This window comes from Microbacterium sp. NPDC058345, from assembly GCF_042723855.1.
GTDB lineage: Bacteria > Actinomycetota > Actinomycetes > Actinomycetales > Microbacteriaceae > Microbacterium.
This window is the reverse complement of sequence record NZ_JBHXIG010000002.1, coordinates 394,108-416,589: the sequence shown is the minus strand read 5'-3', so window position 1 is coordinate 416,589 and position 22,482 is coordinate 394,108. Positions and strand designations below refer to the sequence as shown.

At 68.6% G+C, this 22,482-nt stretch carries 24 protein-coding genes and 4 tRNA genes; 18 read left to right on the top strand and 10 right to left on the bottom strand.

The window, feature by feature from the left end:
• A complete protein-coding gene (locus ACFWH5_RS09655; RefSeq protein ID WP_378834263.1) occupies nt 1–897 on the bottom strand; it encodes a sulfurtransferase in 897 nt (298 codons plus the stop codon).
• 141 nt (nt 898–1,038) lie between these two features.
• Between ACFWH5_RS09655 and zapE the strand changes: the two genes are divergently transcribed.
• The 5 genes from zapE (at nt 1,039) to ACFWH5_RS09630 (ending at nt 5,320) form a co-directional block, all read left to right on the top strand.
• Entirely contained in the window at nt 1,039–2,085 is a 1,047-nt protein-coding gene (zapE, locus tag ACFWH5_RS09650) for a cell division protein ZapE (protein WP_378834261.1), read from the top strand.
• Nucleotides 2,086–2,194: 109 nt separating this feature from the next.
• A complete protein-coding gene (locus ACFWH5_RS09645; RefSeq protein ID WP_378834259.1) occupies nt 2,195–3,430 on the top strand; it encodes an ammonium transporter in 1,236 nt (411 codons plus the stop codon).
• Between the two features lie 31 nt (nt 3,431–3,461).
• A complete protein-coding gene (locus tag ACFWH5_RS09640; protein ID WP_378834258.1) occupies nt 3,462–4,025 on the top strand; it encodes a type II toxin-antitoxin system PemK/MazF family toxin in 564 nt (187 codons plus the stop codon).
• 76 nt (nt 4,026–4,101) lie between these two features.
• Nucleotides 4,102–4,857 (top strand): MBL fold metallo-hydrolase, encoded by a 756-nt coding sequence (locus ACFWH5_RS09635; RefSeq protein WP_378834257.1) that lies wholly within the window; start codon nt 4,102–4,104, stop codon nt 4,855–4,857.
• 79 nt (nt 4,858–4,936) lie between these two features.
• Nucleotides 4,937–5,320, top strand: a complete 384-nt coding sequence (locus tag ACFWH5_RS09630) for an SPW repeat protein (RefSeq protein ID WP_378834256.1) — start codon at nt 4,937–4,939, stop codon at nt 5,318–5,320.
• Between the two features lie 25 nt (nt 5,321–5,345).
• Here the strand turns inward: ACFWH5_RS09630 and ACFWH5_RS09625 are convergent, their stop codons facing one another.
• The 4 genes from ACFWH5_RS09625 to ACFWH5_RS09610 all read right to left on the bottom strand — a co-directional run bounded on the left by ACFWH5_RS09625 (nt 5,346) and on the right by ACFWH5_RS09610 (nt 8,775).
• A complete protein-coding gene (locus ACFWH5_RS09625; protein WP_378834255.1) occupies nt 5,346–6,545 on the bottom strand; it encodes a zinc-dependent alcohol dehydrogenase in 1,200 nt (399 codons plus the stop codon).
• Complete coding sequence (locus tag ACFWH5_RS09620) at nt 6,542–7,858, bottom strand: cytochrome P450 (RefSeq protein ID WP_378834253.1); 1,317 nt, start codon at nt 7,856–7,858, stop codon at nt 6,542–6,544. Before ACFWH5_RS09620 ends, ACFWH5_RS09625 begins: the two co-directional genes overlap by 4 nt.
• Before the next feature lie 224 nt (nt 7,859–8,082).
• Entirely contained in the window at nt 8,083–8,424 is a 342-nt protein-coding gene (locus ACFWH5_RS09615) for a hypothetical protein (RefSeq protein WP_378834252.1), read from the bottom strand.
• Between the two features lie 189 nt (nt 8,425–8,613).
• On the bottom strand, nt 8,614–8,775 hold the full coding sequence (locus ACFWH5_RS09610; protein ID WP_378834250.1) for a hypothetical protein: 162 nt from the start codon (nt 8,773–8,775) through the stop codon (nt 8,614–8,616).
• Between the two features lie 395 nt (nt 8,776–9,170).
• Here ACFWH5_RS09610 and ACFWH5_RS09605 point away from each other — a divergent pair, with 395 nt between their 5' ends.
• The 4 genes from ACFWH5_RS09605 (at nt 9,171) to ACFWH5_RS09590 (ending at nt 11,506) form a co-directional block, all read left to right on the top strand.
• Nucleotides 9,171–9,647 (top strand): GyrI-like domain-containing protein, encoded by a 477-nt coding sequence (locus ACFWH5_RS09605; RefSeq protein WP_378834249.1) that lies wholly within the window; start codon nt 9,171–9,173, stop codon nt 9,645–9,647.
• A 4-nt stretch (nt 9,648–9,651) separates the two neighbouring features.
• Nucleotides 9,652–10,464, top strand: coding sequence for a TrmH family RNA methyltransferase (locus ACFWH5_RS09600; protein WP_378834248.1), 813 nt, complete (start codon nt 9,652–9,654; stop codon nt 10,462–10,464).
• Between the two features lie 9 nt (nt 10,465–10,473).
• Complete coding sequence (locus tag ACFWH5_RS09595) at nt 10,474–11,202, top strand: hypothetical protein (protein ID WP_378834246.1); 729 nt, start codon at nt 10,474–10,476, stop codon at nt 11,200–11,202.
• 130 nt (nt 11,203–11,332) lie between these two features.
• On the top strand, nt 11,333–11,506 hold the full coding sequence (locus tag ACFWH5_RS09590) for a hypothetical protein (protein ID WP_378834245.1): 174 nt from the start codon (nt 11,333–11,335) through the stop codon (nt 11,504–11,506).
• 29 nt (nt 11,507–11,535) lie between these two features.
• Here the strand turns inward: ACFWH5_RS09590 and ACFWH5_RS09585 are convergent.
• A tRNA-Val gene (locus ACFWH5_RS09585) sits at nt 11,536–11,608 on the bottom strand.
• A 203-nt stretch (nt 11,609–11,811) separates the two neighbouring features.
• On the opposite strand from ACFWH5_RS09585, the gene ACFWH5_RS09580 reads away from it, so the two are divergent.
• From ACFWH5_RS09580 to ACFWH5_RS09555, 6 genes are all read left to right on the top strand, one after another.
• A tRNA-Gly gene (locus ACFWH5_RS09580) sits at nt 11,812–11,884 on the top strand.
• A gap of 56 nt (nt 11,885–11,940) precedes the next feature.
• Nucleotides 11,941–12,011: transfer RNA gene (locus ACFWH5_RS09575), tRNA-Cys, on the top strand.
• Between the two features lie 26 nt (nt 12,012–12,037).
• Nucleotides 12,038–12,112: transfer RNA gene (locus ACFWH5_RS09570), tRNA-Val, on the top strand.
• A 154-nt stretch (nt 12,113–12,266) separates the two neighbouring features.
• Nucleotides 12,267–12,434, top strand: a complete 168-nt coding sequence (locus ACFWH5_RS09565; RefSeq protein ID WP_378834244.1) for a hypothetical protein — start codon at nt 12,267–12,269, stop codon at nt 12,432–12,434.
• Nucleotides 12,435–12,694: 260 nt separating this feature from the next.
• A complete protein-coding gene (gene thrS / locus ACFWH5_RS09560) occupies nt 12,695–14,698 on the top strand; it encodes a threonine--tRNA ligase (RefSeq protein ID WP_378834242.1) in 2,004 nt (667 codons plus the stop codon).
• Complete coding sequence (locus ACFWH5_RS09555) at nt 14,695–15,252, top strand: HIT family protein (RefSeq protein WP_378834241.1); 558 nt, start codon at nt 14,695–14,697, stop codon at nt 15,250–15,252. Before thrS ends, ACFWH5_RS09555 begins: the two co-directional genes overlap by 4 nt.
• Nucleotides 15,253–15,295: 43 nt before the next feature.
• Here ACFWH5_RS09555 and pdxY read toward each other — a convergent pair whose 3' ends face one another.
• Together pdxY and ACFWH5_RS09545 are read right to left on the bottom strand one after the other, a co-directional pair.
• Entirely contained in the window at nt 15,296–16,147 is an 852-nt protein-coding gene (gene pdxY, locus ACFWH5_RS09550; RefSeq protein ID WP_378834239.1) for a pyridoxal kinase PdxY, read from the bottom strand.
• 25 nt (nt 16,148–16,172) lie between these two features.
• A complete protein-coding gene (locus ACFWH5_RS09545) occupies nt 16,173–17,480 on the bottom strand; it encodes an aminotransferase class I/II-fold pyridoxal phosphate-dependent enzyme (protein WP_378834238.1) in 1,308 nt (435 codons plus the stop codon).
• 68 nt (nt 17,481–17,548) lie between these two features.
• On the opposite strand from ACFWH5_RS09545, the gene pdxS reads away from it, so the two are divergent.
• Nucleotides 17,549–18,448, top strand: coding sequence for a pyridoxal 5'-phosphate synthase lyase subunit PdxS (gene pdxS / locus ACFWH5_RS09540; protein WP_378834237.1), 900 nt, complete (start codon nt 17,549–17,551; stop codon nt 18,446–18,448).
• Complete coding sequence (pdxT, locus tag ACFWH5_RS09535) at nt 18,438–19,040, top strand: pyridoxal 5'-phosphate synthase glutaminase subunit PdxT (RefSeq protein WP_378834235.1); 603 nt, start codon at nt 18,438–18,440, stop codon at nt 19,038–19,040. The genes pdxS and pdxT overlap by 11 nt, the downstream gene beginning before the upstream one ends.
• Here the strand turns inward: pdxT and ACFWH5_RS09530 are convergent.
• Together ACFWH5_RS09530 and ACFWH5_RS09525 are read right to left on the bottom strand one after the other, a co-directional pair.
• Nucleotides 19,037–20,404 carry a pyridoxal phosphate-dependent decarboxylase family protein gene (locus tag ACFWH5_RS09530; RefSeq protein ID WP_378834234.1) on the bottom strand — a complete coding sequence of 456 codons (1,368 nt, stop codon included), beginning with the start codon at nt 20,402–20,404 and terminating at the stop codon, nt 19,037–19,039. The genes pdxT and ACFWH5_RS09530 overlap by 4 nt on opposite strands.
• A 63-nt stretch (nt 20,405–20,467) precedes the next feature.
• The gene (locus ACFWH5_RS09525; protein ID WP_378834233.1) at nt 20,468–21,391 is read right to left on the bottom strand and encodes a phosphotransferase family protein; all 924 of its coding nucleotides are present in this window, start codon (nt 21,389–21,391) and stop codon (nt 20,468–20,470) included.
• A 130-nt stretch (nt 21,392–21,521) separates the two neighbouring features.
• Here ACFWH5_RS09525 and ACFWH5_RS09520 point away from each other — a divergent pair, with 130 nt between their 5' ends.
• On the top strand, nt 21,522–22,283 hold the full coding sequence (locus ACFWH5_RS09520; RefSeq protein ID WP_378834231.1) for a YebC/PmpR family DNA-binding transcriptional regulator: 762 nt from the start codon (nt 21,522–21,524) through the stop codon (nt 22,281–22,283).
• Nucleotides 22,284–22,482: the final 199 nt, after the last annotated feature.

The following is a 22,482-nucleotide window of genomic DNA, read 5'->3' as shown; positions in this document are numbered from 1 at the left end:
TCAGACGGCCCCCGGCTCGGTTCCGCTCACGATGGGCACGCGCACCGCGCTGCCCCATTCCGTCCACGAGCCGTCGTAGTTGCGCACGTCACCGAGGCCGAGAAGATGCTTGAGCACGAACCAGGTGTGGCTGGAGCGCTCCCCGATGCGGCAGTACGCGATGACCGGGTCGTCGTGGGAGATCCCGGCGCCGTCGAGGTAGATCTCCTCGAGTTCGGCACGCGTTCTGAAGCCGCCGTCCTCCGCGACGGCCCTGCCCCACGGCACGCTCTGTGCCGTCGGGATGTGACCGGCGCGCAGAGCGCCCTCCTCGGGGTACGCGGGCGCTGAGGTGCGCTCACCGCTGTACTCCTCGGGGGAGCGGACGTCGATCAGCGGACCCTTGCCGATGAACGCCAGCACGTCGTCCTTGTAGGCGCGCAGCACGCTGTCGTCGCGCTCGACGACCGGATACGCGGTCGCGGGCCGCGCGGCCGGCTCGGTGGTGAGCTCGCGGCCCTCGGCGATCCAGCGGTCGCGACCGCCGTCGAGCAGCCGCACGTCCTCGTGCCCGAAGAGCGAGAACACCCACAGTGCGTACGCGGCCCACCAGTTGTTCTTGTCGCCGTAGATGATCACGGTGTCGTCACGGGCGATGCCCTTGCGGCTGAGCAGTTCCGCGAACCCCTCACCGTCGACGTAGTCACGCACTACCGGGTCGTTCAGTTCGGTGTGCCAGTCGACCTTCACCGCACCGGGGATGTGACCCGTCTCGTACAGCAGCACATCCTCGTCGGACTCGACCACCACGACACCCGGGGTGTCGAGGTTGGCCGCGAGCCATTCCGTGGTCACCAGGCGACCAGGCTCGGCATACTCGGCGAACTTGGCGGAAGAGGTGTCGAGATCGACGGTCACAGTGCTCCTTATGGTTCAGGTCGCGCTCTGCCGGACGCAGAGTGTGAGGGCACGACGGCGTAATGTTGATCCGTCACTATGACCATAGAACGCCGCGGATGCCCCTGCATCCGAAGAGTAAGACTTCGACACAGGAATCGGATGACCCCGCAGACCAGCACCGGAATCGTGCACCTCACCGACCGCACGCCCGCCGTGACCGGAAACGAGATGCTGGCGAGTCTCGTCCCGCCGCCGCAGTTCGAGGACGCGACCTTCGAGAGCTACCGTGCCGACCCGGCATATCCCTCCCAGGAGGAGGCCAAGACCACGCTGCAGCGCTTCAGCGGCCGCGGCGAGGCGCCCAAGCGCGGGGGGTTCTTCCGTCGCGCCCCCAAGGAGACGCCCGTGAAGCCGGGTGTGTACCTCGACGGCGGGTTCGGCGTCGGCAAGACGCACCTGCTGGCATCCGTCTACCACGCGCTGCCCGCGAGACGGAAGTACTTCGGGTCGTTCATCGAGTACACCGCTCTGGTCGGCGCCCTGGGGTACAAGAACACCGTCGACCTTTTGCGCGGCGCGGATCTGCTGTGCATCGACGAGTTCGAGCTCGACGACCCGGGCGACACCATGGTGATGACGCGACTACTCGGTGAGCTGGTGTCGTCGGGAACGAAGCTCGCCGCCACCTCGAACACACCGCCGAACGCGCTGGGTGAGGGGCGGTTCGCCGCACAGGACTTCCTCCGTGAGATCCACGCCATGTCGGACAGCTTCCAGACGCTGCGCATCGACGGCGTGGACTATCGGCAGCGGGCGATCGACGGGCACGCCATCGTGCTCGACGATGCCTCCTATGCGCAGGCGGTGGACGCCGCCGCCGCCGCGGGGAGCGCCTCCGATGATGAGTTCTCCACCGTCATCCGTCACCTCGCCCAGGTGCATCCGTCACGCTACATCCGCCTCATCGACGAGCTCGACCTGGTCGGTCTGCGCGAGGTGCGTGTGCTGACGGATCAGTCCGAGGCGTTGCGCTTCGTCGCCTTCGTGGACCGGGTGTACGACGCGCAGATCCCGATCGTGGCGACCGGCACGGGTCTGGACTCCGTCTTCGCCGACGAGATGCTCGCGGGCGGGTACCGCAAGAAGTACCTGCGGGCGATCTCGCGTCTGAACGCATTGACGCACTCCGCCTCCTCACGCGCGTAACACGCTGTTCACATCGGGGGCGCTCTCGTAACCGCCGCGCAACACTCGGCGCGATCCGCGGAAACGCACGGACTTCACACTGGGATCTCCCGAAAGTGAGGTTCCACACATGGATGCTGCAGGAAACATCTCCTGGGTGATCACCGCCACTGCACTCGTGCTTCTGATGACGCCGGGCGTGGCCTTCTTCTACGGCGGGCTGGTGAAGGCGAAGAGCGTCATCAGCATGATGATGATGAGCTTCGGGGCGATCGGCCTGATCGCCGTGCTCTGGATCCTGTACGGATTCGCGATGAGTGCCGTCGACTCGCCCACCCAGTTCGCCGGCAACCCCTTCTCGGACTTCGGACTCGCGGAGTCCGCCACCGAGCCGGGCGCCAACGTCGCGCTGCTGTCGGTCGCCTACGGTGCGACGTTCGCGATCATCACCGTGGCGCTCATCTCGGGTGCGATCGCCGATCGCGCCAAGTTCGGTCCCTGGTTGATCTATGTCGGCATCTTCGGCACGCTGGGCTACTTCCCGATCGCCGCCTGGGTCTGGGGAGGCGGCTGGATCATGAACCTCGGCACCTGGCTGTTCGGGGCCGACAGCGGGATCGCGGTGATCGACTTCGCCGGCGGAACCGCGGTGCACATCAACGCCGGCGCCGCCGCCCTCGCGCTGGCCATCGTGCTGGGCAAGCGCATCGGGTTCCAGAAGGGCATCCAGAAGCCGCACAACGTGCCGTTGACGCTGCTGGGGGCCGCGCTGCTGTGGTTCGGTTGGTTCGGATTCAACGTGGGCGCCGTGTGGCTGTCCGAGGACATGGCCGGGGCGGGGCTCATCGCGGTCAACACTCTGGGCGCGGCGGCGGCGGGCATCCTCGGCTGGATCCTCGTCGAGAAGCTCAAAGACGGCAAGCCGACCTCGATCGGCGCCGTGTCGGGTCTGGTCGCCGGTCTCGTCGCCATCACACCGGCCTGCGCCAACCTCACTCCCGGATGGTCGGTGCTGCTCGGCGCTCTCGCCGGTGTCGCGTGCGCCCTCGCCGTCGAGCTGAAGTTCCGGCTCGGCTTCGACGACTCGCTCGACGTCGTCGGCCTGCACCTGGTCGGCGGTCTGCTCGGCACCGTGTACCTCGGCTTCTTCGCCACGGGGCAGGGCGTGCTGGTCGGCGGGGATCTGCGACTGCTGGCCGTGCAGCTCATCGCCTCGGTCGGCGTCATGGTGTACTCCTTCGTAGCATCGCTTGCGATCGGACTGCTCATCGAGAAGACGATCGGCTTCCGGGTGAACAGCGAGGAGGAGATCGCCGGCGTGGACCAGGTCGTGCACGGAGAGGCGGGCTACGCGCTCGTGGAGTGAGGGCGCACGGCCGCGCGGTTAGGGTGGGCAGGTGAGTTCGACGAAGAGCATCCTGTCCACCCTCAGTGGCATCCTCGGCCGGATGCTGGCGAAGGAGGACCCGAAGCGGCCCTCCCGCCCCCGGCATCCGGATGCCGTGCTGCGTCCCGAGGGACGCGAGCACAGCGCGTCGGGACGGATGCCGGGAACCGAGACGACGCACGTCGACCCGGAACGGGTGCAAGATGTCGGCGTCGGATACTCGCCGTCGCGCAACAGCCTGCCGGATTCGGGTGAGGTGATCTGGACCTGGGTTCCCTACGAGGAGAACGACGGCCGCGGCAAGGACCGTCCCGTGCTGGTGATCGGACGCCAGTCCGCCGAACGCGTGTACGCCGTCCGCATGACCAGCAAGCCGCACGACGGGGACGGGGACTATCTGCCCATCGGGGCAGGGGCATGGGACTCCCGCGGACGGGAGTCGTGGGTCGACATCGAACGGCTCTACAGCGTGCACCACGAGGGCATGCGGCGCGAGGCTGCGGTGCTCGACCGGGACCGCTACGGGCTGGTCGCCGAGGCGCTGATCCGCAGGTACGGCTGGGCGCGAGCGTGAGCCGCGCCCGTTAGCACGCGCGCCCAGGGGCGGCAAGGCACCTGCTCGAACCCGTCGGGCGGCGCACCGTGGAAGGATGAATACACGACCGACCGGGTGGACAGAGGTCGCCCCCGGTGTGAACCGTCTCGACGTCGCACACGTCAACTGCTACCTCGTCGTCGCCGAGGGCGGCATGACGCTCGTCGATGCCGGCCTGCCCGGCACTCAGCCGCTGCTCGATTCGCTGCTGAAGCGCCTCGGCGCGCGGCGAGGCGACATCGATGCGGTGATTCTGACCCACGGACATTTCGATCATGTCGGCATGGCGCGCCGGCTGGGTGATGAAGGCATCGGCCTGCTCGTGCATCCCGACGACGCCGAGCTGGTGCGGCATCCGTATCGCTACGCGCATGAACGCGCGCGGTGGATCTACCCGCTGCGATATCCGCGGACGATCCCGGGGCTGGCGGCGATGGCCTGGCGTGGGGCGATGACGGTCAAGGGCACCGCCGCGGCACCCGGGCTGACCGACGGACGGACGCTCGATGTGCCGGGGCGACCACGAGTGGTCTGGACGCCGGGGCACACCGGCGGGCACTGCAGTTTCGTGTTCGAGCATCTCGGCGTCGTCATGAGCGGGGATGCGATCGTGACGTTCGACCCCTACACCGGGGCGCGGGGGCCGCAGATCGTCGCAGGCGCGGCGACCGCCGACAGTGCCAGGGCGCTGGAATCGGTGGAGGCACTGCGCGGCGCGGACGTCGGGCTGCTGCTGCCCGGGCACGGGGAACCGTGGACGGGCGGCGTCGGGCGGGCGATCGACACCGCCCGCAGGACGGGCAGCCACTGAGAACGGCTCCAATCCGATCCGGGTGGCGCTGCGAACCACCTTCGAGCCGCATAACGCGGCGGCATCAGAAGGAGGAATCATGCGCTTCATCCCCACCAAGGTCCATGGCGTTCTCGACTACCTGGTCGGCATCGCGCTCATCGCGGCGCCCTGGCTGTTCGGCTTCGCCCAGCTCGGCGGTCCCGCCGTGATCATCCCCATCGTGCTCGGTGTCGGGCTCATCGTGTACAGCCTGTTCACCCGCTACGAGTGGGGTCCTTTCGGTGTCATCCCGATGCCCGTGCACCTCGTGTTCGACGTCGTCGCGAGCGTGTTCCTGGCCGTCTCGCCGTGGCTGTTCGGATTCTCCGACGAGGCGCCGAACGTGTGGCTGCCCCACCTCGTCGTCGGCATCACCGTGGTGATCGTGGTGCTGCTGTCGAAGCCCACGCCCGGGAACGTCCGCAGCGACGCCGGCCGCTGAGCGACCGCATCCCGGCCGGGCCGGCTCAGTTCGCCGCTGTGCCGGTGCGGTCGGGGTGCAGGACCACCTTGATGCATCCGTCCTCCTTGCGCTGGAAGGTGCGATACATCTCCGGTGCGCGCTCCAGCGGAACGTGATGCGTCACGAGATCCATCACCCCGAGCGGATCGTCGGGGGCCTCGACGAGGGGAAGCAGGTCGTTCGTCCACCGCTTCACGTTGCACTGGCCCATGCGCAGCGAGATTTGCTTGTCGAACATCGTCTTCATGGGCATGATGTCGGCATCGCCCGCATACACACCGGACAGCGAGATCGTGCCACCACGCCGCACGAGGTCGATCGCCGTGTGCAGCGCGGCGAGACGATCCACGCCGGCGTGCTCCATCACCGTGCGCGACAGCGGGTCGGGCAGCAGTCCCACCGCCTGCTGCATGACGGAGATCGCCGGACTGCCGTGCGCCTCCAGCCCCACCGCATCGATGACCGAGTCCGGCCCGCGCCCCTCGGTGAGGTCGCGCAGCTCGGCGACGGTGTCGTCGCCGAGATCGAAGACCTCGATGCCGTGGCGCCGCGCCATCGCCCGGCGCTCGGGCACCGGGTCGATCGCGAGCACGCGGTGCCCGAGGAACCGGGCGACACGGGTTGCGAACTGTCCGACGGGACCGAGACCGAGCACGGCGACGACGCCGTCCTGCGGCACATGCGCGTACTCGACGCCCTGCCAGGCGGTGGCGAGCACGTCGCTGAGGAACAGGTAGCGCTCGTCGGGCAGATCGGAACCCGCCGGGATGTGGTTCTGGTCGGCGAGCGGCACCCGCAGGTACTCGGCCTGCCCGCCGGGAACCTGTCCGTAGAGCTTGGTGTAGCCGAACAGCGCCGCGCCGCTGCCGTACTCGCGTACCTGGGTCGTGGCGCACTGCGTCTGCAGGCCCCTGCGGCAGAACCAGCATTCGCCGCACGAGATGTTGAACGGGACGACGACCCGGTCGCCGACACGCAGGTCCCGCACCGCGGAGCCTACTTCCACGACCTCGCCCATGGGCTCGTGCCCGAGGATGTCGCCCTTGTCGAGGAACGGCCCGAGCAGTTCGTACAGGTGCAGGTCGGAACCGCAGATGGCGGTCGAGGTCACGCGGATGATGGCGTCCGTCGCCTCTTCAATGCGCGGATCCGGCACTTCCTCGACCTGCACGTCGCGCTTTCCCTGCCATGTGAGCGCCTTCATGACGCATCTCCCTTCGTTTCGGTGTGCATGGGGCATCCCGGCGCGGAGCCACCGGCCCGCACGCCTCCTCCGGAGGACGGTTTCGTGGGCAACCGCCGCCGATTCACGTCGAGGCCGTCGTCGAGGATGGTGACGCGCGGATCGCTGAGTGCGGCGATCGCGGTCGCGAGACCGGCGATCGCGAGCTTCTCGCCAGGGCAGCGATGTCCGCCGGCGACGTCACCGCCGCCGTGCGGGATGAAGGCGGTCAGCTCCTCGTAATCGGTGCGGCCGATGAAGCGCTCGGGGCGGAACTCACGCGGTCGCGCCCAGGAGCCGGCGTCGAGATCGGTGCCCTGGATGTCGATGACGACTCTTCCGCCGGAGGGAACGCGCTGCCCGTCGAACTCCACGTCGGCGAGCGCCCAACCCGGCAGCATCGGCACGAAGGGTGCTGTCCGCCGGATCTCCTGGGCGAAGGCGACAGCCAGGGCGCCGCCGGTCAGGGTGCCGCGCTCGCTCGTCTCCGCGGCGATCCGCTCGCGCCACGCCGGCCGGTCATGCAGCTCCTTGGCGGCGAAGGCGACGAAGCGGGCCACGGCGATCGTCGGGCGGATGACGTTCTGCAGCTCGATGCCTGCGAGTCGTTCGTCGAGAAGGTGCCCCTGTCGGTCGCGGTGCCACGCCCACTCGTGCAGCGCTGTGCCCTCGGCAGCGGCCAGTCGCCCGTCGCGGACGGCCCGGACGAGGCGGCCTGCGTGGCGGTCGGACCACGAGCGATGGAAAAGCGCGAGCAGGAACGCGGGGGAGTACGGCGCGCCGAAGCCGTCGACAATCTGCGCGAGACGCCGTGACCAGCGCGTCTTGGCCGCCGGTGTGCCCGGCAGACCCGCCCAGCGCATCACGGCGCGCCCGAAGGCGCCCACCGCGGCGGTATACGCGCTGCGCCGGCCGCCCTCGAGCCAGGCGTCCCGCTCGGCGCGCCATTCCCGCTCCAGCTCGGGCAGCAGCCGTGCGGCGTGGTCGTCGTCATAGGCCACGTCGACGAAGGTGGCCTTGCGGTGCCGATGCTCGGCGCCGTCCAGGCTGTGCACGGAGCCGTGACCGAACAGCACCTCCTGCACGAATGCCGGCATCGCACCGTGCCTGGCGATCAGCCGCTCATCGTAGAACAGGCGCACCGCCTCGCTGCCCCGCACCAGGATCGCGTCTCGACCGAGCAGTCGCATCGGCGCCGAACGGGCGCCCTCCTGCACGCGCGACCAGATGTGCGACGCGAAGTCGTATCCGCGGATCAGCAGGAGTGGAGAATCGTCGCGAAGCCGGTCGAACATGACCCCAGCGTGACGCAGGAGCTCCCTGCCGGGAACGGGGGGAGCATCGGAACGAAGTCTGTGCTAAGCGTTCCGCGCAGCGCGGCCGCGACCCAACTCGCTTCGTCGACGGAGTGTCCTGGTGGATATCGGGATTCCATCGAGATGCTGAGCGACGCGACAGCATACGAGGGACGTCCCAGGCGCGGTTGACCTTGTGCTGCATGAGCTCTCTGCGAGCAGCCTCACCCGCCGAGGTTGGCTACGGATTCGCCGAGCGTGACGGCGTAGAAGATGGCGAACCCCGACGTCGCGAGCGCGCCGAGGAAGCCGGTGACGATCGGCCACAGCCGGCGGTGCTCAACGGTTCGTACCGCCAGCACGGAGGTGTAGGCGACAAGGGCGAACGGAGCGAGAAAGGGGACGATGGTCAGCAAGGGGAGGAAGGCGGCCACCATTCCGAGAACGATTCCGACGGGGTAGGTCGCCCACAGGCCCGCGGCGATGCCCGCCGACTTGAGCGCCGGCCTCCAGGGCGAGCCGGGTGCGCTTTCGATGGGCGCGACTTTCGTCGGTCGGGGTCTCATGGCTTCGAGTGTGCCATGCGATTCCGCTGACGAGGTGTCGACAGATTCCCCGACGCGCCACCTTCAGACTACGTCACCGGTCAGGACGAAGAAGCCCCGTCAGGGTCTCGTCCCGACGGGGCTCGCGGACGGCAGGCCGTGGGCCTGACGCCGCGCGGGGGACAGGCCTCGCCCGCCCCGCGGCATCGATCATTCCTCGGAGGGCTCCTCCGCCACGACGTCGCCCTCGTCCTCGTTCGGCGGGACGGTGGCCGGCGTGCCCTTGCCGTCCCGTGCGCCGAGGTTGTCGTGCTCGGAGGCGTCCGGCGACGGCTCGGTGCTGATGTCGTTGCGATCGCTTCTGATGCCCATGGCAACTCCTCACGTGATGCGACGCGAAGTCGTGCGCTTCGCGTTCCTGAGAAGATACGACGTCAGGAACGATCTGTGCTGTCCCTTGACAGCGGTGCCCCGATCCGCGCATGTTCCGCCGAGGACGCCGACCGGCCGGAAAACAGAGAGGCCGCGGAATTCCGCGGGTTCTTGTCCGCGTTCTGTGGCCGCGACCGCAGCGCAGCGAGACGTGCTCGACCGGCATCCCAGCTCGAAGGCCCACGAGCTCTGCGCGACGAAATCGGGCACGGATTATCGGGTGCCGACGACAGACGACGCACACGCTGGAAGCCAAGGGGCAGCTCCGTTCAGAGACGGGGTGGATGCCTCCTCGAAGGGCGCCCCGGCGCGCCCGGCACTCGAAGGGAAGCACTGTGGAAACTCGCATCATCGACGGCCCCGCCTTCCGCCTCGTCGGCTACGCGGCCCGCGTTCCGCTCGTCCATCAGGGGCGGAATCCTCACATCGAGGCGCACATCGCGTCGCTGCCGGCTGAGGAGCGTGGGCGCCTCAAGGCACTCGGTGACACCGAACCGGCTGGCCTGCTCCAGGTCAGCGCAGACGTTGACCCCGACTATGCGGAGGGCAGCCAGTTCACGTTCTTGTTCGGTGTCGCCCTCGATACGCCGTCGCCTGTTCCCGACGGACTCGATCTGATCGAGGTGCCTACGGGCACGTGGGCCGTGTTTCGCACGACCGCGTCATTTCAGTCCGCATGGATGACCATCGTCCGCGAGTGGTTTCCCTCGAATCCTTGGCGTTTACGCCCGGGGCCATCGATCCTCACTGACCGCGGAGATGAGCACCGCGAGGCGCCCGCCGAAGTCTGGATCCCCGTTGAACGCGCCTAGGCCCATGCTGCGCATCTCACGCCCGAATGCGCGATTCCAGCAATGGGAGGCGTTGCTACGCAACAGGAATAAGCGACAACGAGCCGGCGAGTTCCTCGTGCAGGGAGTGCGTCCGATCAGCCTCGCTATCGAGAGAGGGTGGTCGATCCGCGCCGTGCTCTATGACGGGGACCGGCCGTTGTCGCGATGGGGCACACAGATGCTCGAGCAGACAGTGGGCGAACGCGTGGCAATGGCGCCCGAGCTCCTGCACCGATTGAGCGACAAAGACCAGGATGCGCCCGAGTTGGTGGCAGTGGTGGAGATGCCGGACGATCACCTGTCCCGCATCACCGTGGAGCCGTCATTCCTCGGGATGGTCTTCGACCGTCCTGCCATGCCCGGCAACATCGGCACCATCGTCCGGTCGCTGGACGCGTTCGGCGGCTCTGGACTCATCGTCACCGGACATGGCGCTGACCCGTACGACCCCAAGTCCGTCCGCGCCTCCACCGGGTCCCTGTTCGCGGTGCCGATCGTCCGATCGCCGTCGCATCAGCCCGTACTCGCCTGGGCAAGAGAGCAGCGCGCGGCGGGCGTCTCCCTCACCATCGTCGGGACCGACGAGAACGGGGCCGACGACATCGCGGACCTCGACCTGACCGGCCCCACCGTGCTCGTGATCGGCAATGAGACCGCCGGGCTGAGCGCCGGATGGCGGGAGGCCTGCGATGTCATGGCACGGATTCCCATCGGGGGTGCTGCCAGCTCGTTGAACGCCGCAAGCGCCGCCACGGTCACGCTCTACGAGGCCATCCGCCAGCGCGGCCGATCGTAGGGAGCACGAATGGCCTATCGGTACGCCCTCACGCGCGAAAACTACTCCGACTTCTCGGGCGGGGTGCTGCACTCCGCACCAGGATTCCCACAGTTCCCTGTCCGCCTCGCGAGCGAGATGTTTCAACGCGCCCTTGCACTCGTGCCAAGCTCTACAGCACAGGTCTGGGACCCCTGCTGCGGCAGTGGTCACCTCCTCACGGCACTTGCGTTCCTGCATCGCCGCGACATCACCAGCGTTCTCGGCACCGACGTGGACCCAGCAGCATTGATCCTGGCCCGGAAGAACCTCGACCTGCTGAGCGAACACGGCATGGACGCCCGCTCAGATGAACTGCGCGCACGAGCCGAACGACTGGGCAAACCCGCATACCTCGATGCCGCCGCGGCGGCTCAGCGACTCGCGCGCGGACTCGCAGAGCGCGGCGGAGCACTGGCGCATGGGGTCGCACAGGCAGACGTCTTCAACTCCGATCAGCTGAGACGCGCTCTGAACGGCCAGCGCCCGAATCTCGTCATCACCGACATCCCATACGGCGAGCAGACGTCGTGGGACGGACCCGATAGGGCGGCAGGGATCAACGGCATGCTGAGGGCACTGGAGGAGGTACTCGACGATGGCGCCGTGATCGCGGTCGCGACTCGCGGCCGCAAGCCGAACCTGGACGAGACTCCTCGGCCCATCGCATCGTTCAAGCTCGGCACCAGAGCAGTGGTCTTCTGTCGTGTCGCACACTGACACTCGGATCGGCCGTGCGACCTTCCCAACCCAGGTCGGGCGCATGTCACGGCCAACCCGTAAACCAGGCGCCGCACCTGCGACCGCGTTCTCTCCGATCCTCGCTCGAACGTCGACCGTTCACGCCCACATGGAACCGGTTGCCTACAACGAGGCCGGCGTCATGTTCGTCTCTGCGACGGAGAACATCGACGAGACGCCGAGCGGGATGCTGCTATGCGACACGTTGCCCTATCCGTCGCTCCACGCCGCAGCGCTGGCCTACGAGGCCAGCTGCGTGCCGGGGAGGACGTCAATCCGCTGACGTCGTGGGTTTGAACATTCGATCTTGGGTGGGCGATGCCGGACTCGAACCGACGACCTCTTCCGTGTGAAGGAAGCGCGCTACCAACTGCGCCAATCGCCCCTGTGAAGTTGTGTCGTGCACGCGGGCACAGATCAAGAGCATACCCGATCGCGGCACCTGCGCCGACACCGTGCAGTCGTCCGGGCGTGGCGCTGTGAGCGGCCGCGCCGGACACGCCCGACCGCGCGACGCGGTTTTGCGATGCGCCCAACCTGGGCTAATGTATTTGAAGTGCCCGGGACGCCGGGAGACAACAAAAGAATGCGGATGTAGCGCAGTTGGTAGCGCATCACCTTGCCAAGGTGAGGGTCGCGAGTTCGAGTCTCGTCATCCGCTCGAGTGCAGGAGCCCCCTCCGGGGGGTTTCCGCATGTGGGTTCGAATCCACCTCGCGGTGGCGTGGCCGAGAGGCTAGGCACCGGCCTGCAAAGCCGTTTACACGGGTTCGAATCCCGTCGCCACCTCTCTGCACAACTGAATAGCCTTCTAGGCGCGATTGGCGCAGCGGTAGCGCGCTTCCCTGACACGGAAGAGGTCACTGGTTCGATCCCAGTATCGCGCACCACGGAGAACCCCCGGCTCAGCCGGGGGTTTTCGTCGTTCAGGGCGGTTCCGTCCCCGCCGGAACGGCTCGCGTCAACCCCCTCCCGCGCAGCATCCGGCACGCCCTACGTTCGGTGTTCTACGGGCCCCACGGTCCGCGAACGAAAGGAACGGTCATGAACATCGTCCTCATCATCGTCGCTGTCATCGCGATCATCCTGGCCATCACCGGCGGGCTGGTGCAGTCGCTGAACTTCCTGCTGTGGGTGGGACTGATCGTCCTCGCCATCGCCGTCATCGGATGGATCATCCGCGCGGTGAGCGGACGCAACACGAGCGTCTGACCGCCTGAGGGCAACGGTCAGCCGTCGCAGGCTCGAGACCTCGATGGGCTCCACGGGAGCCGATCGAGGTCTCGTCTGCGCCATGATGACGCAGACGGGGATGCACTGCGGTGAGTAGACTCGAAGCATGGAATCCGTGTCGACCTTTCACGTGACCGTCGTCACCGGCGCCGTCACGCGAACGCCGGGCGCCTGAGCGGGCAGGGCGCATCGCGCCCGAAGCTGAGCCGACCCATTCCATCGCTATCTGGAGAATTCCCGTGTCAGACATCGCCCAGCCGAGCCCCGAGAAGCGCGACGGCTTCGCCCTGTTCACCGATCGTTCCGTCATCGCCATGCAGGTGAACGGCGCCCTCAAGGACCTCGCCGCGACGGTCACCGAGACCGATGTGGTCGAGCCGGTGACCGTCGACAGCCCGCTCGGACTCGACATCCTGCGCCATTCGACCGCCCATGTGCTCGCGCAGGCCGTGCAGCGCATCCGCCCGCAGTCGAACCTCGGCATCGGTCCGCCCATCACCGACGGCTTCTACTACGACTTCGGCGTCGACGAGCCGTTCACTCCCGAGGACCTCAAGGCCATCTCGAAGGAGATGCAGCGCATCATCCGCGAGGGTCAGCGCTTCGTGCGCCGCGTGGTGACCGACGAGGAGGCTCGTGCGGAGCTGGCGGATGAGCCGTTCAAGCTCGAGCTCATCGGCCTCAAGGGCGGATCCTCCGAGGCTGCCGAAGGCGCATCGGTCGAGGTCGGCGAGGGTGAGCTCACCATCTACGACAACGTGACCAAGGACGGCGAGGTGGCGTGGAAGGACCTGTGCCGCGGGCCGCACGTGCCGAACACCCGGATGCTGGGCAACGGATGGGATCTGACCCGCGTCGCCGCCGCGTACTGGCGGGGCAGTGAGAAGAACCCGCAGCTGCAGCGCATCTACGGCACCGCGTGGCCGACCAAGGACGAGCTGCGCGCCCATCAGGAGCGCCTCGCCGAGGCCGAGCGGCGCGACCATCGCAAGCTCGGCGTGGAGATGGACCTCTTCTCGTTCCCGGACGAGATCGGCTCCGGTCTGGCGGTGTTCCACCCGAAGGGCGGCATCATCCGCTACGAGATCGAGGAGAACCTGCGCCGTCATCTGCTGCGCAACGGGTACGACGTGGTGAACAGCCCGCACATCACCAAGAAGGACCTGTTCCAGACTTCGGGCCACCTGCAGACCTACGCCGACGGCATGTTCCCCCCGATGCATCTCGATGAGGTCGTCGACGAAGACGGGAACGTCACCCGGCAGGGGCAGGACTACTACCTGAAGCCGATGAACTGTCCGTTCCACAACCTGATCTTCCGCTCGCGCGGACGCAGCTACCGCGAGCTGCCCCTGCGCCTGGCGGAGTTCGGCACGGTGTACCGCTACGAGAAGAGCGGCACCCTCTCGGGCCTCACCCGCGTGCGTGGGCTGACCCAGGACGACGCGCACATCTACGTCGCACAGGATCAGGTGCGCGAGGAGCTCACCACCAACCTCAACCTCGTGCTCGAACTTCTGCGCGACTACGGCCTGAACGACTTCTATCTCGAGCTGTCCACCAACGAGGAGGGCAACCCGAAGTTCCTCGGCGAGCCCGAGCAGTGGTCCACCGCGATCGAGACGCTGCGCGAGGTCGCCCTGGAATCGGGCCTCGAGCTCGTCGCCGACCCGGGTGGCGCGGCGTTCTACGGCCCGAAGATCTCGGTACAGGCGCGGGACGCGATCGGGCGCACCTGGCAGATGTCGACCATCCAGCTGGACTTCAACCAGCCCGAGCGCTTCGAACTCGAGTACACCGGCCCGGACGGCAACAAGCACCGTCCGGTGATGATCCACCGCGCGCTGCTCGGATCGGTGGAGCGGTTCTTCGCGATCCTGCTCGAGCACTACGCCGGTGACTTCCCGCTCTGGCTCGCCCCCGCACAGGTCGTCGGCATCCCCGTCGCCGAGGAGTATGCGCCGTACCTCGATGAGGTCGTCGCCCAGCTGCGCTCCGCCGGCATCCGGGCCGAGGTCGACCACTCCGACGACCGGATGCAGAAGAAGATCCGCAACCACACCACCGCCAAGGTGCCTCTGCTGCTCATCGCCGGCGAGCAGGACCGCGCTGCGGGCACCGTGTCGTTCCGCTTCCGCGACGGCTCGCAGGAGAACGGCGTGCCGATCGCTGCCGCGATCGATCGCATAGGCTCGGCCGTGGCGTCGCACGCGCGTGTGATGACGTCGGAGGACCTCGCGTGACCGACGCGCACGCCGACGAGGCGGTCGCCGCCGAAGACGGCGACCGCCTCGCCGGTGTGCCGGACGAGTTCCAGCGGCTGTGGACGCCGCACCGCATGGCGTACATCAACGCCGGTCGGGAGTCCATGCGCGAGCAGTGCCCGTTCTGCGAGGCGCCGAAGCATCCGGATCCCGAGCGGCTCATCGTCGCGCGCGGCGAGACGGCGTTCGTGCTGCTCAACCTGTTCCCGTACAACTCCGGGCACCTGCTGGTCTGCCCGTACCGGCACATCGCGACCTACGATCAGGCCACGCCCGACGAGGTCGCCGAGATCGGCGCGCTTACGCAGACCGGCATGCGGGTGCTGCGCGAGGTGTCGCGCTGCGACGGCTTCAACCTCGGCATGAATCAGGGCGCGGTCGCCGGCGCGGGTGTCGACGCGCACCTGCATCAGCACATCGTGCCGCGCTGGTCGTCGGACGCGAACTTCTTCCCGATCATCGCGAAGACCAAGGCGCTGCCGCAGCTGCTCGGCGAGGTGCGCGAAGCCGTCGCGCACGCCTGGCCGCGCTAGACCGACCCGCTCCCGGGCGTCGCCTGCCGGCGGCCGCTGGAGCTCAGCGCACCTGTCGCGCGGTGAACTGCAGGCGCGGGTTCGCGTAGCACTCCTGCGCTTCGATGAGCTGCAGCTCCCGCTCGCCGGAGTCCAGCGTCCGCTGCAGCAGGTCGAACACACTCGACACGGTCCGCTCCAGCGCGAGCTTCGCATCACCCGTCGAGACGTAGTGCGCGGTGAACAGCGCCGCCGTCACATCGCCCGACCCGTTCGCCTTCATCGGAAGGTGCGGAGTGGAGACCAGCCAGGCGCCCTTCTCGTCGACGGCCATCATCTCGATCGTGCCCTCGTCGCGGTCGGGGCGTTCCACCGAGGTCACCAGCACCGTCGAGGGACCCATCGCCCTCGCCGCATCCACCGAGGCCAGCGTGGACTCGAGGGTGTCAGGGGAGGTGTTCGTCAGGTACCCCAGCTCGAACTGGTTGGGCGTGATGATGTCGGCCACCGGCACCACGCGATCGCGCAGCAGGTCGGGGATCGCGGGTGCCACGAAGCATCCCGACTTCGCGTTGCCCATCACCGGGTCGCAGGCGTACACGGCATCCGGATTCGCCCGCTTGACCCGCGTCACGGCGTCGATGATGACGTCTCCGATGCCCTCGCCGCCCTGATAGCCGCTCAGCACGGCGTCGATCTGCGGGAAGACACCGCGCTCCTCGATGCCGGTGATCACCTCGCGAACGTCGCTCGGATCGATCATCGGGCCGCGCCACGCACCGTATCCCGTGTGATTCGAGAAGTTCACGGTGTACACCGGCAGCACCTCGACGCCGATGCGCTGCAGCGGGAAGACGGCGGCCGAGTTGCCCACGTGACCATACGCGACGGCCGACTGGATCGAGAGGATCTTCATCCTGACATCCTCTCACCCGCGCCCGCTATCGCGCGGACGCCGTCAGATCGGCGAGCAGGCGCGTGGCATCCGCATCCGAGAGGTCGTGCACGGTCAGGCGCAGATGAGGGGATGCCGCTGAGGTGTCATCCAGCCGGAACTCGTCGCCGGTGCGCGCCAGCCAGCCGCGGCGCATCAGCCGTTCGGCGGCGACCCTCGCCGGCACGTCGAGACGCACCCACAGGCTGAGTCCGTCGGAGGAGACGGTGTCGATGCCGCGCGCGGTGAGCTCGGACGCGAACGCGGCGTTGCGCTGCGCGTAGTGCGCGGCGGCTCTCTCGATCTGCGCCCGCGCGCCGGGATCGGTCAGCTGCGCATGCGCGAGACGCTGCAGCAGGTGACTCACCCAGGTGGTTCCGGGGCTCAGCCGCATCGCGAGGCGCTCGGCGGTGGTGGCGTCCGTCGCGGCGAGCGCGAGGCACATGTCGGGCCCGAGGAACTTCGACACCGAGCGCACCAGCGCGTATCGGCGATGCTCGGCGCCGATGAGAGAGGCGTAGGGGTGCGTCGACAGCAGCGAGAAGTGGTCGTCCTCGATGATGAGCACGTACGGATGCGGCGCCAGCACCTCGCGCAGGGCGGCGGCACGGGCGGGGGAGAGGCTCACCCCGGTGGGGTTCTGTGCGCGCGGCGTGCTGATGATCGCGCGCACGCCGGCATCGAGAGCCGCCTGCAGGCCGTCGACCGTCATGCCCTCGTCGTCGACCGGCACGGGCACAGCGCGGTAGCCGCCGAGCCGGACGGTGTGGATGCTGGCCAGGAAGCACGGGTCCTCGAGCGCGACGGCGTCGTCGCGTGTCAGCGCCTGAGCCAGCAGGCGCTCCACGGCGTCGACCGCTCCGCTGGTGACCGAGATGCGCAGGTCCTCCCGGGGAAGGTCGGTGATCATCCACTCCCTCGCCCACTCCTCGAGCCCGCGGTCGATCACCGGTTCGCCGTAGAGCACCGGGCGGCCGACGATGCGGCCGAGCGCCGCCGTCGGATCGGGGATGAGCTGAGGATCGGGATTGCCCGAGCCGATGTCCTGCAGCACGGTGTCGGCGGCCACACCCTCCTGCGCGACGCTGCCGGCGCCGGCGATCAGGGTTCCTCCGCGGCCGCGGGAGATCACGAGACCGGCCTGGGCGAGCTGGCGGTAGGCGGCGACGGCGGTGTTGCGGTTCACGCCGAGGATGCCGGCGAGCTCCCGCACCGGCGGAAGAGCGTCACCGGCGCGCAGCATCCCTCGCTCGCGCAGCGATCGCACGCTGTCGGCGATCTCCGCTGCCGTGCTTCCCGAGATATCGACGTCCATCGTGTCGATTCTAGGGTGCTATCTTTTGACATAGGCCAAACCGTTTTTTGTCACAAGAGGAGTGACCCATGGCATCCACCGAGAACCCCACCACCGGATCGCAGCGCGTGAAGCGCGGCCTGGCCGAGATGCTGAAGGGCGGCGTCATCATGGACGTCGTCACGGCGGAGCAGGCCAAGATCGCCGAGGACGCCGGCGCGGTCGCCGTGATGGCTCTCGAGCGCGTGCCGGCCGACATCCGCGCCCAGGGCGGCGTCTCGCGCATGAGCGACCCCGACATGATCGACAGCATCATCTCGTCCGTGTCGATCCCCGTCATGGCGAAGGCGCGCATCGGCCACTTCGTCGAGGCGCAGGTGCTGCAGGAGCTGGGCGTCGACTACATCGATGAGTCCGAGGTGCTCTCGCCCGCCGACTACGTGAACCACATCGACAAGTGGCCGTTCACCGTGCCGTTCGTCTGCGGCGCCACTCATCTCGGGGAGGCGCTGCGGCGCATCACCGAGGGCGCGGCCATGATCCGATCGAAGGGCGAGGCCGGCACCGGCGACGTCTCGGAGGCGATGAAGCACATCCGCAAGATCCGCGGCGAGATCGCCGCGCTCGGCGCGCTGTCGAAGGACGAGCTGTACGTCGCCGCCAAGGAGCTGCAGGCGCCGTACGAGCTGGTCGCCGAGATCGCCGAGACCGGCACGCTGCCGGTGGTGCTGTTCGTCGCCGGCGGTGTCGCCACCCCGGCGGATGCGGCGATGATGATGCAGCTGGGCGCCGACGGCGTGTTCGTCGGCTCGGGCATCTTCAAGTCCGGCGACCCGGCGGCCCGGGCGAAGGCGATCGTCAAGGCCACTACGTTCTACGACGACCCCAAGGTCATCGCCGAGGTCTCCCGCGGGCTCGGCGAGGCGATGGTCGGCATCAACGTGTCGGACCTGCCCGCCCCGCACCGCCTCGCCGAGCGTGGCTGGTAAGCCGAAGGTCGGCGTCCTCGCGCTGCAGGGCGACGTGCGCGAGCACGCCGCCCTGCTCGCGGATCTCGGCGCCGAGGTCGTGGCGGTGCGCCGTCCCGAGGAGCTCGCGAGCGTCTCCGGGCTCGTCATCCCCGGCGGCGAGTCCACGGTCATCGACAAGCTCTCGCGCGCCTTCGGGCTGGCGCAGCCGATCCGCGACGCCATCCGGGGAGGGATGCCGGTGCTCGGCACCTGCGCCGGACTGATCATGCTCGCGGACTCGGTGCTCGACGCGATCGACGGGCAGCAGACCTTCGGCGGACTGGATGTCGTCGTGCGCCGCAACGCGTTCGGACGGCAGACGGAGTCGTTCGAGGCCGAGCTGCACATCGCCGCACTCGGCGATGAGCCGGTGCGGGCCGCCTTCATCCGCGGCCCGGTGGTCGAGTCGGTCGGCCCGTCGGCCACGACCCTCGCCGCGCTCGACGACGGACGGGTCGTCGCCGTCGAGCAGGGCAACCTGATCGGCCTGAGCTTTCATCCGGAGATCAGCGGGGAGGCGCGGTTCCACCGGCGTCTGCTCGCGGCGGCGGCGCGGACCGCAGGCGTCTAGGTCGTCGCGGCCAGCGTGCGGATCGCTTCGACCGTGCGGTCGATGTCGGCCGGCGTGGTCGCCCAGGAAGACATCGAGCAGCGCAGCGCCGCCCGTCCGCGCCACTCGGCTCCGGTGAGGGCCGCCGTGCCGTCTTCGAGGATCGCCTCGCCGAGCGCCCGCGTCGCCGCGTCCGACCCGAGTCGGATCATCACCTGGGTGTAGACGACGTCGTTGAGCACCTCCAGCCCGTCGATCGACGCCAATCCCTCGGCCATCGCCCGCGCGTTCTCATGCAGTCGGTCGATGAGACCGGCGACGCCGCGACGGCCCATGCTGCGCAGAGCGGCCCAGGCGGGCACGCCTCGCGCCCGCCGGGAGAGCTCCGGCGTGACGTCCCACGGATCGAGCCCCGAGTAGATGAGATAGTCGCCGCCGGTGCGGAAGACGGAGATCGAATCGGCGGGGTCGCGGACGATCGCCATGCCGCAGTCGTACGGCACGTTCAGGGTCTTGTGGGCGTCGGTCGCCCACGAGTCGGCCTCATCCATCCCGGCGGTCAGGGCGCCAAGCGCCGGAGATGCCGCGGCCCAGAGGCCGAAGGCGCCGTCCACGTGCACCCATCCGCCGCAGCGCCTGACGATCGGGATGAGCGTCGCGAAGTCGTCGAAGGCGCCGGTGTGCACCTCTCCGGCCTGAAGGCACACGATCAGCGGAGTCTTGTCGTCGGCCACCGCGGCTTCCAGCGCATCGGGGCGCATCCGGCCCTGATCGTCGGCGTCCACGATCGTGACCTCGTCGCTGCCGATGCCGAGAAAGCGCGCGGCCCGATCGATCGAACCGTGCCGGTCGGCGCCGACCACGAAACGCAGCGGCGGAGCGCCTCGCAGACCCCGGGTGGCGAGATCCCACCCGGCCTTCGCGAGCACGGCGTTGCGCGCGGCGGCGAGACAGGTGAAGTTGGCGACCTGACCGCCGGTGACGAATCCGACGCTGGCGGACGCGGGCAGACCCAGCAGCTCCAGCATCCACTGCCCGGCGGCGCGCTCCAGAGCCACCGTGGCGGGTGTCAGACGCGACGAGCCCGAGTTCTGATCCCAGGCGGAGACGAGCCAATCGGCGGCCAAAGCGGCCGGCTGCGTCCCGCCGATCACGAAGCCGAAGAACCGTCCACCCGGTATCGCGACGAGACCGGGGTCGGCGCCGCCCGCCATCTCGTCGATCACATCCGCGGCATCCTGGGAGCCCTCGGGAAGCGGCCCTCCGAACACCTCCAGCATGTCGTCCAGGCTCGCGCGCGGCCACACCGGACGATCGTCGAGGGTCTGCAGGAACTCCCGGGCGCGGCGGTGAGCGGCGTCGAGAGCACGCTCTCGATCATCCATGAGCGAAGTCTCCCACCACCCGCCACGCCGGACAAGACATTCGGCGACCGGCGCAGGGAACGGTCAGAGCACGGCGTCGAGCCAGCGCAGCGCAGCGACGCTCTGTGCGCGTTGAAAGGCTCGCAACCCCGGCAGCTCGGGGATCTCGGGCTGGGCCTGACCCCACCACAGGAAGGAGGCGAACGCCGAGATCACCGGCAGCAGAGACGCCATCGGCGGCGCGCCGTGCGTGCGGAAGAGCTCCCAGGCGTCCTCGCATCGCGGGCCGCCGGACGCTTCGACCGACGGCAGCAGCAGCGGCAGGTCCAGCCAGGCGGCCCCGCGCAGAGCATGCGGCCAATCGAGAAGCCGGGCGCGACCGTCATCGATCAGGATGTTGTCAGCACGCAGGTCACCGTGCACCAGGGTCGAGCCGGCGAGCGTGTGCGGCAGCTGCGTGTCGAGATCCTGCAACGCCGGCATCCGCTCCCGCAGACCAGTGGGAAGGCCGGAACGCAGGCCGTGATCACGGTCGATCCCCGCCCAGCGTGCGAAATCGGGGAGCATCGACTGCTCGGCGGCCGGCACTCCCTCGGCGGCTGTCGTGTGGGCGAGGCTGCTCAGCTCGGAGGCGACGGCGTGGAGCTGCGCCTCGCTCCACGGCGCACCCGGATGCTCTCCGTCGATCACCTCGAGCACGAGAGCGCTGCCGTCCTCGTCGTCGACGCTCGCCAGCACCGCAGGAGCGTGAGCAGCGGGCACGGTTCTCAGCACGCCGATCTCGCGCCGCAGGAAGGTGCGCGAGTCGTTGTGCCCGTCGGGGCCGATCGCCTTGACGAACGCGCGTCCGGAGGTCGTCTGCACCGTGCCGGCGTAGCAGGCGCTGAATCCGCCGTGCGCGGGGACGTCGGCGACGACGTCGCCACCGATCGCCGACCGCACGCGCTCGCGCAGTCGGGGCGGCAGTGACCGCCATTCCGGCCGGAGCCGGTCGGCGCCTGCTCTCATGCTCGCTCCTCCGGCATCGATGCGTCGAAGCTATCAGCCGCCAACCGCCGCCACGCCGGACAAGACACGCCGTGCATAGAATGGACGACGCCCTCCTCCCCGAGAGGGCGCGACACACGAGCGGAGATATATGTCCGGGCACTCCAAGTGGGCGACGACCAAACACAAGAAGGCCGTCATCGATGCGCGCCGCGCGAAGTCGTGGGCCAAGCTCATCAAGAACATCGAGGTCGCCGCGAAGCTGGGCGGTCCCGACCTGGCCGGCAACCCGACGTTGTTCGATGCCGTGCAGAAAGCGAAGAAGACCTCGGTCCCCAAGGACAACATCGACCGCGCAGTGAAGCGCGGCGCGGGCATCGGCGGCGAGGCTGTCGAGTACTCGTCGATCATGTACGAGGGCTATGGCCCCAACGGCGTCGCGCTGATGATCGAGTGCCTCACCGACAACAAGAACCGCGCGGCGGCCGAGGTGCGCACCGCACTGACCCGCAACGGCGGGACGCTGGCAGACCCCGGCTCGGTGGCGTACAACTTCACCCGCAAGGGCGTCATCGTGGTCGGCGCCGAGGGCACCACCGAGGATGACGTCATGATGGCCGCCCTAGAGGCGGGCGCCGAGGAGATCGAGCCGCACGCCGAGGGGTTCGAGGTCATCACCGAGGCGACCGACCTGGTCTCGGTGCGCACGGCGCTGCAGGAGGCGGGCATCGACTACGAGTCGGCGGACGTCGAGTTCGTGCCGAACCTCAAGGTCGAGATCGACGTCGACACGGCGCGCAAGATCTTCCGCCTCATCGATGCGCTCGAGGACAGCGACGACGTGCAGAACGTCTTCAGCAACTTCGATCTCACCCCCGAGGTGCAGGCGGAACTCGAGAGCGACGACGACTAGTCCCCACCCCCCCTCACCTCATCGCTTCGCGCTGACGCGAGCCTCGGGGCGCGGGGCCCCGCCACGCCCCCTCACGTCATCGCTTCGCGCTGACGCGAGCCTCGGGGCGCGGGGCCCCCGCTGCATACCGGACGGCGGGTCACCGCGGGTCCTCAGAGCCCCGGGCGCGCCTGCGTCCGGGGCTCTCGTCGCCTCGTAG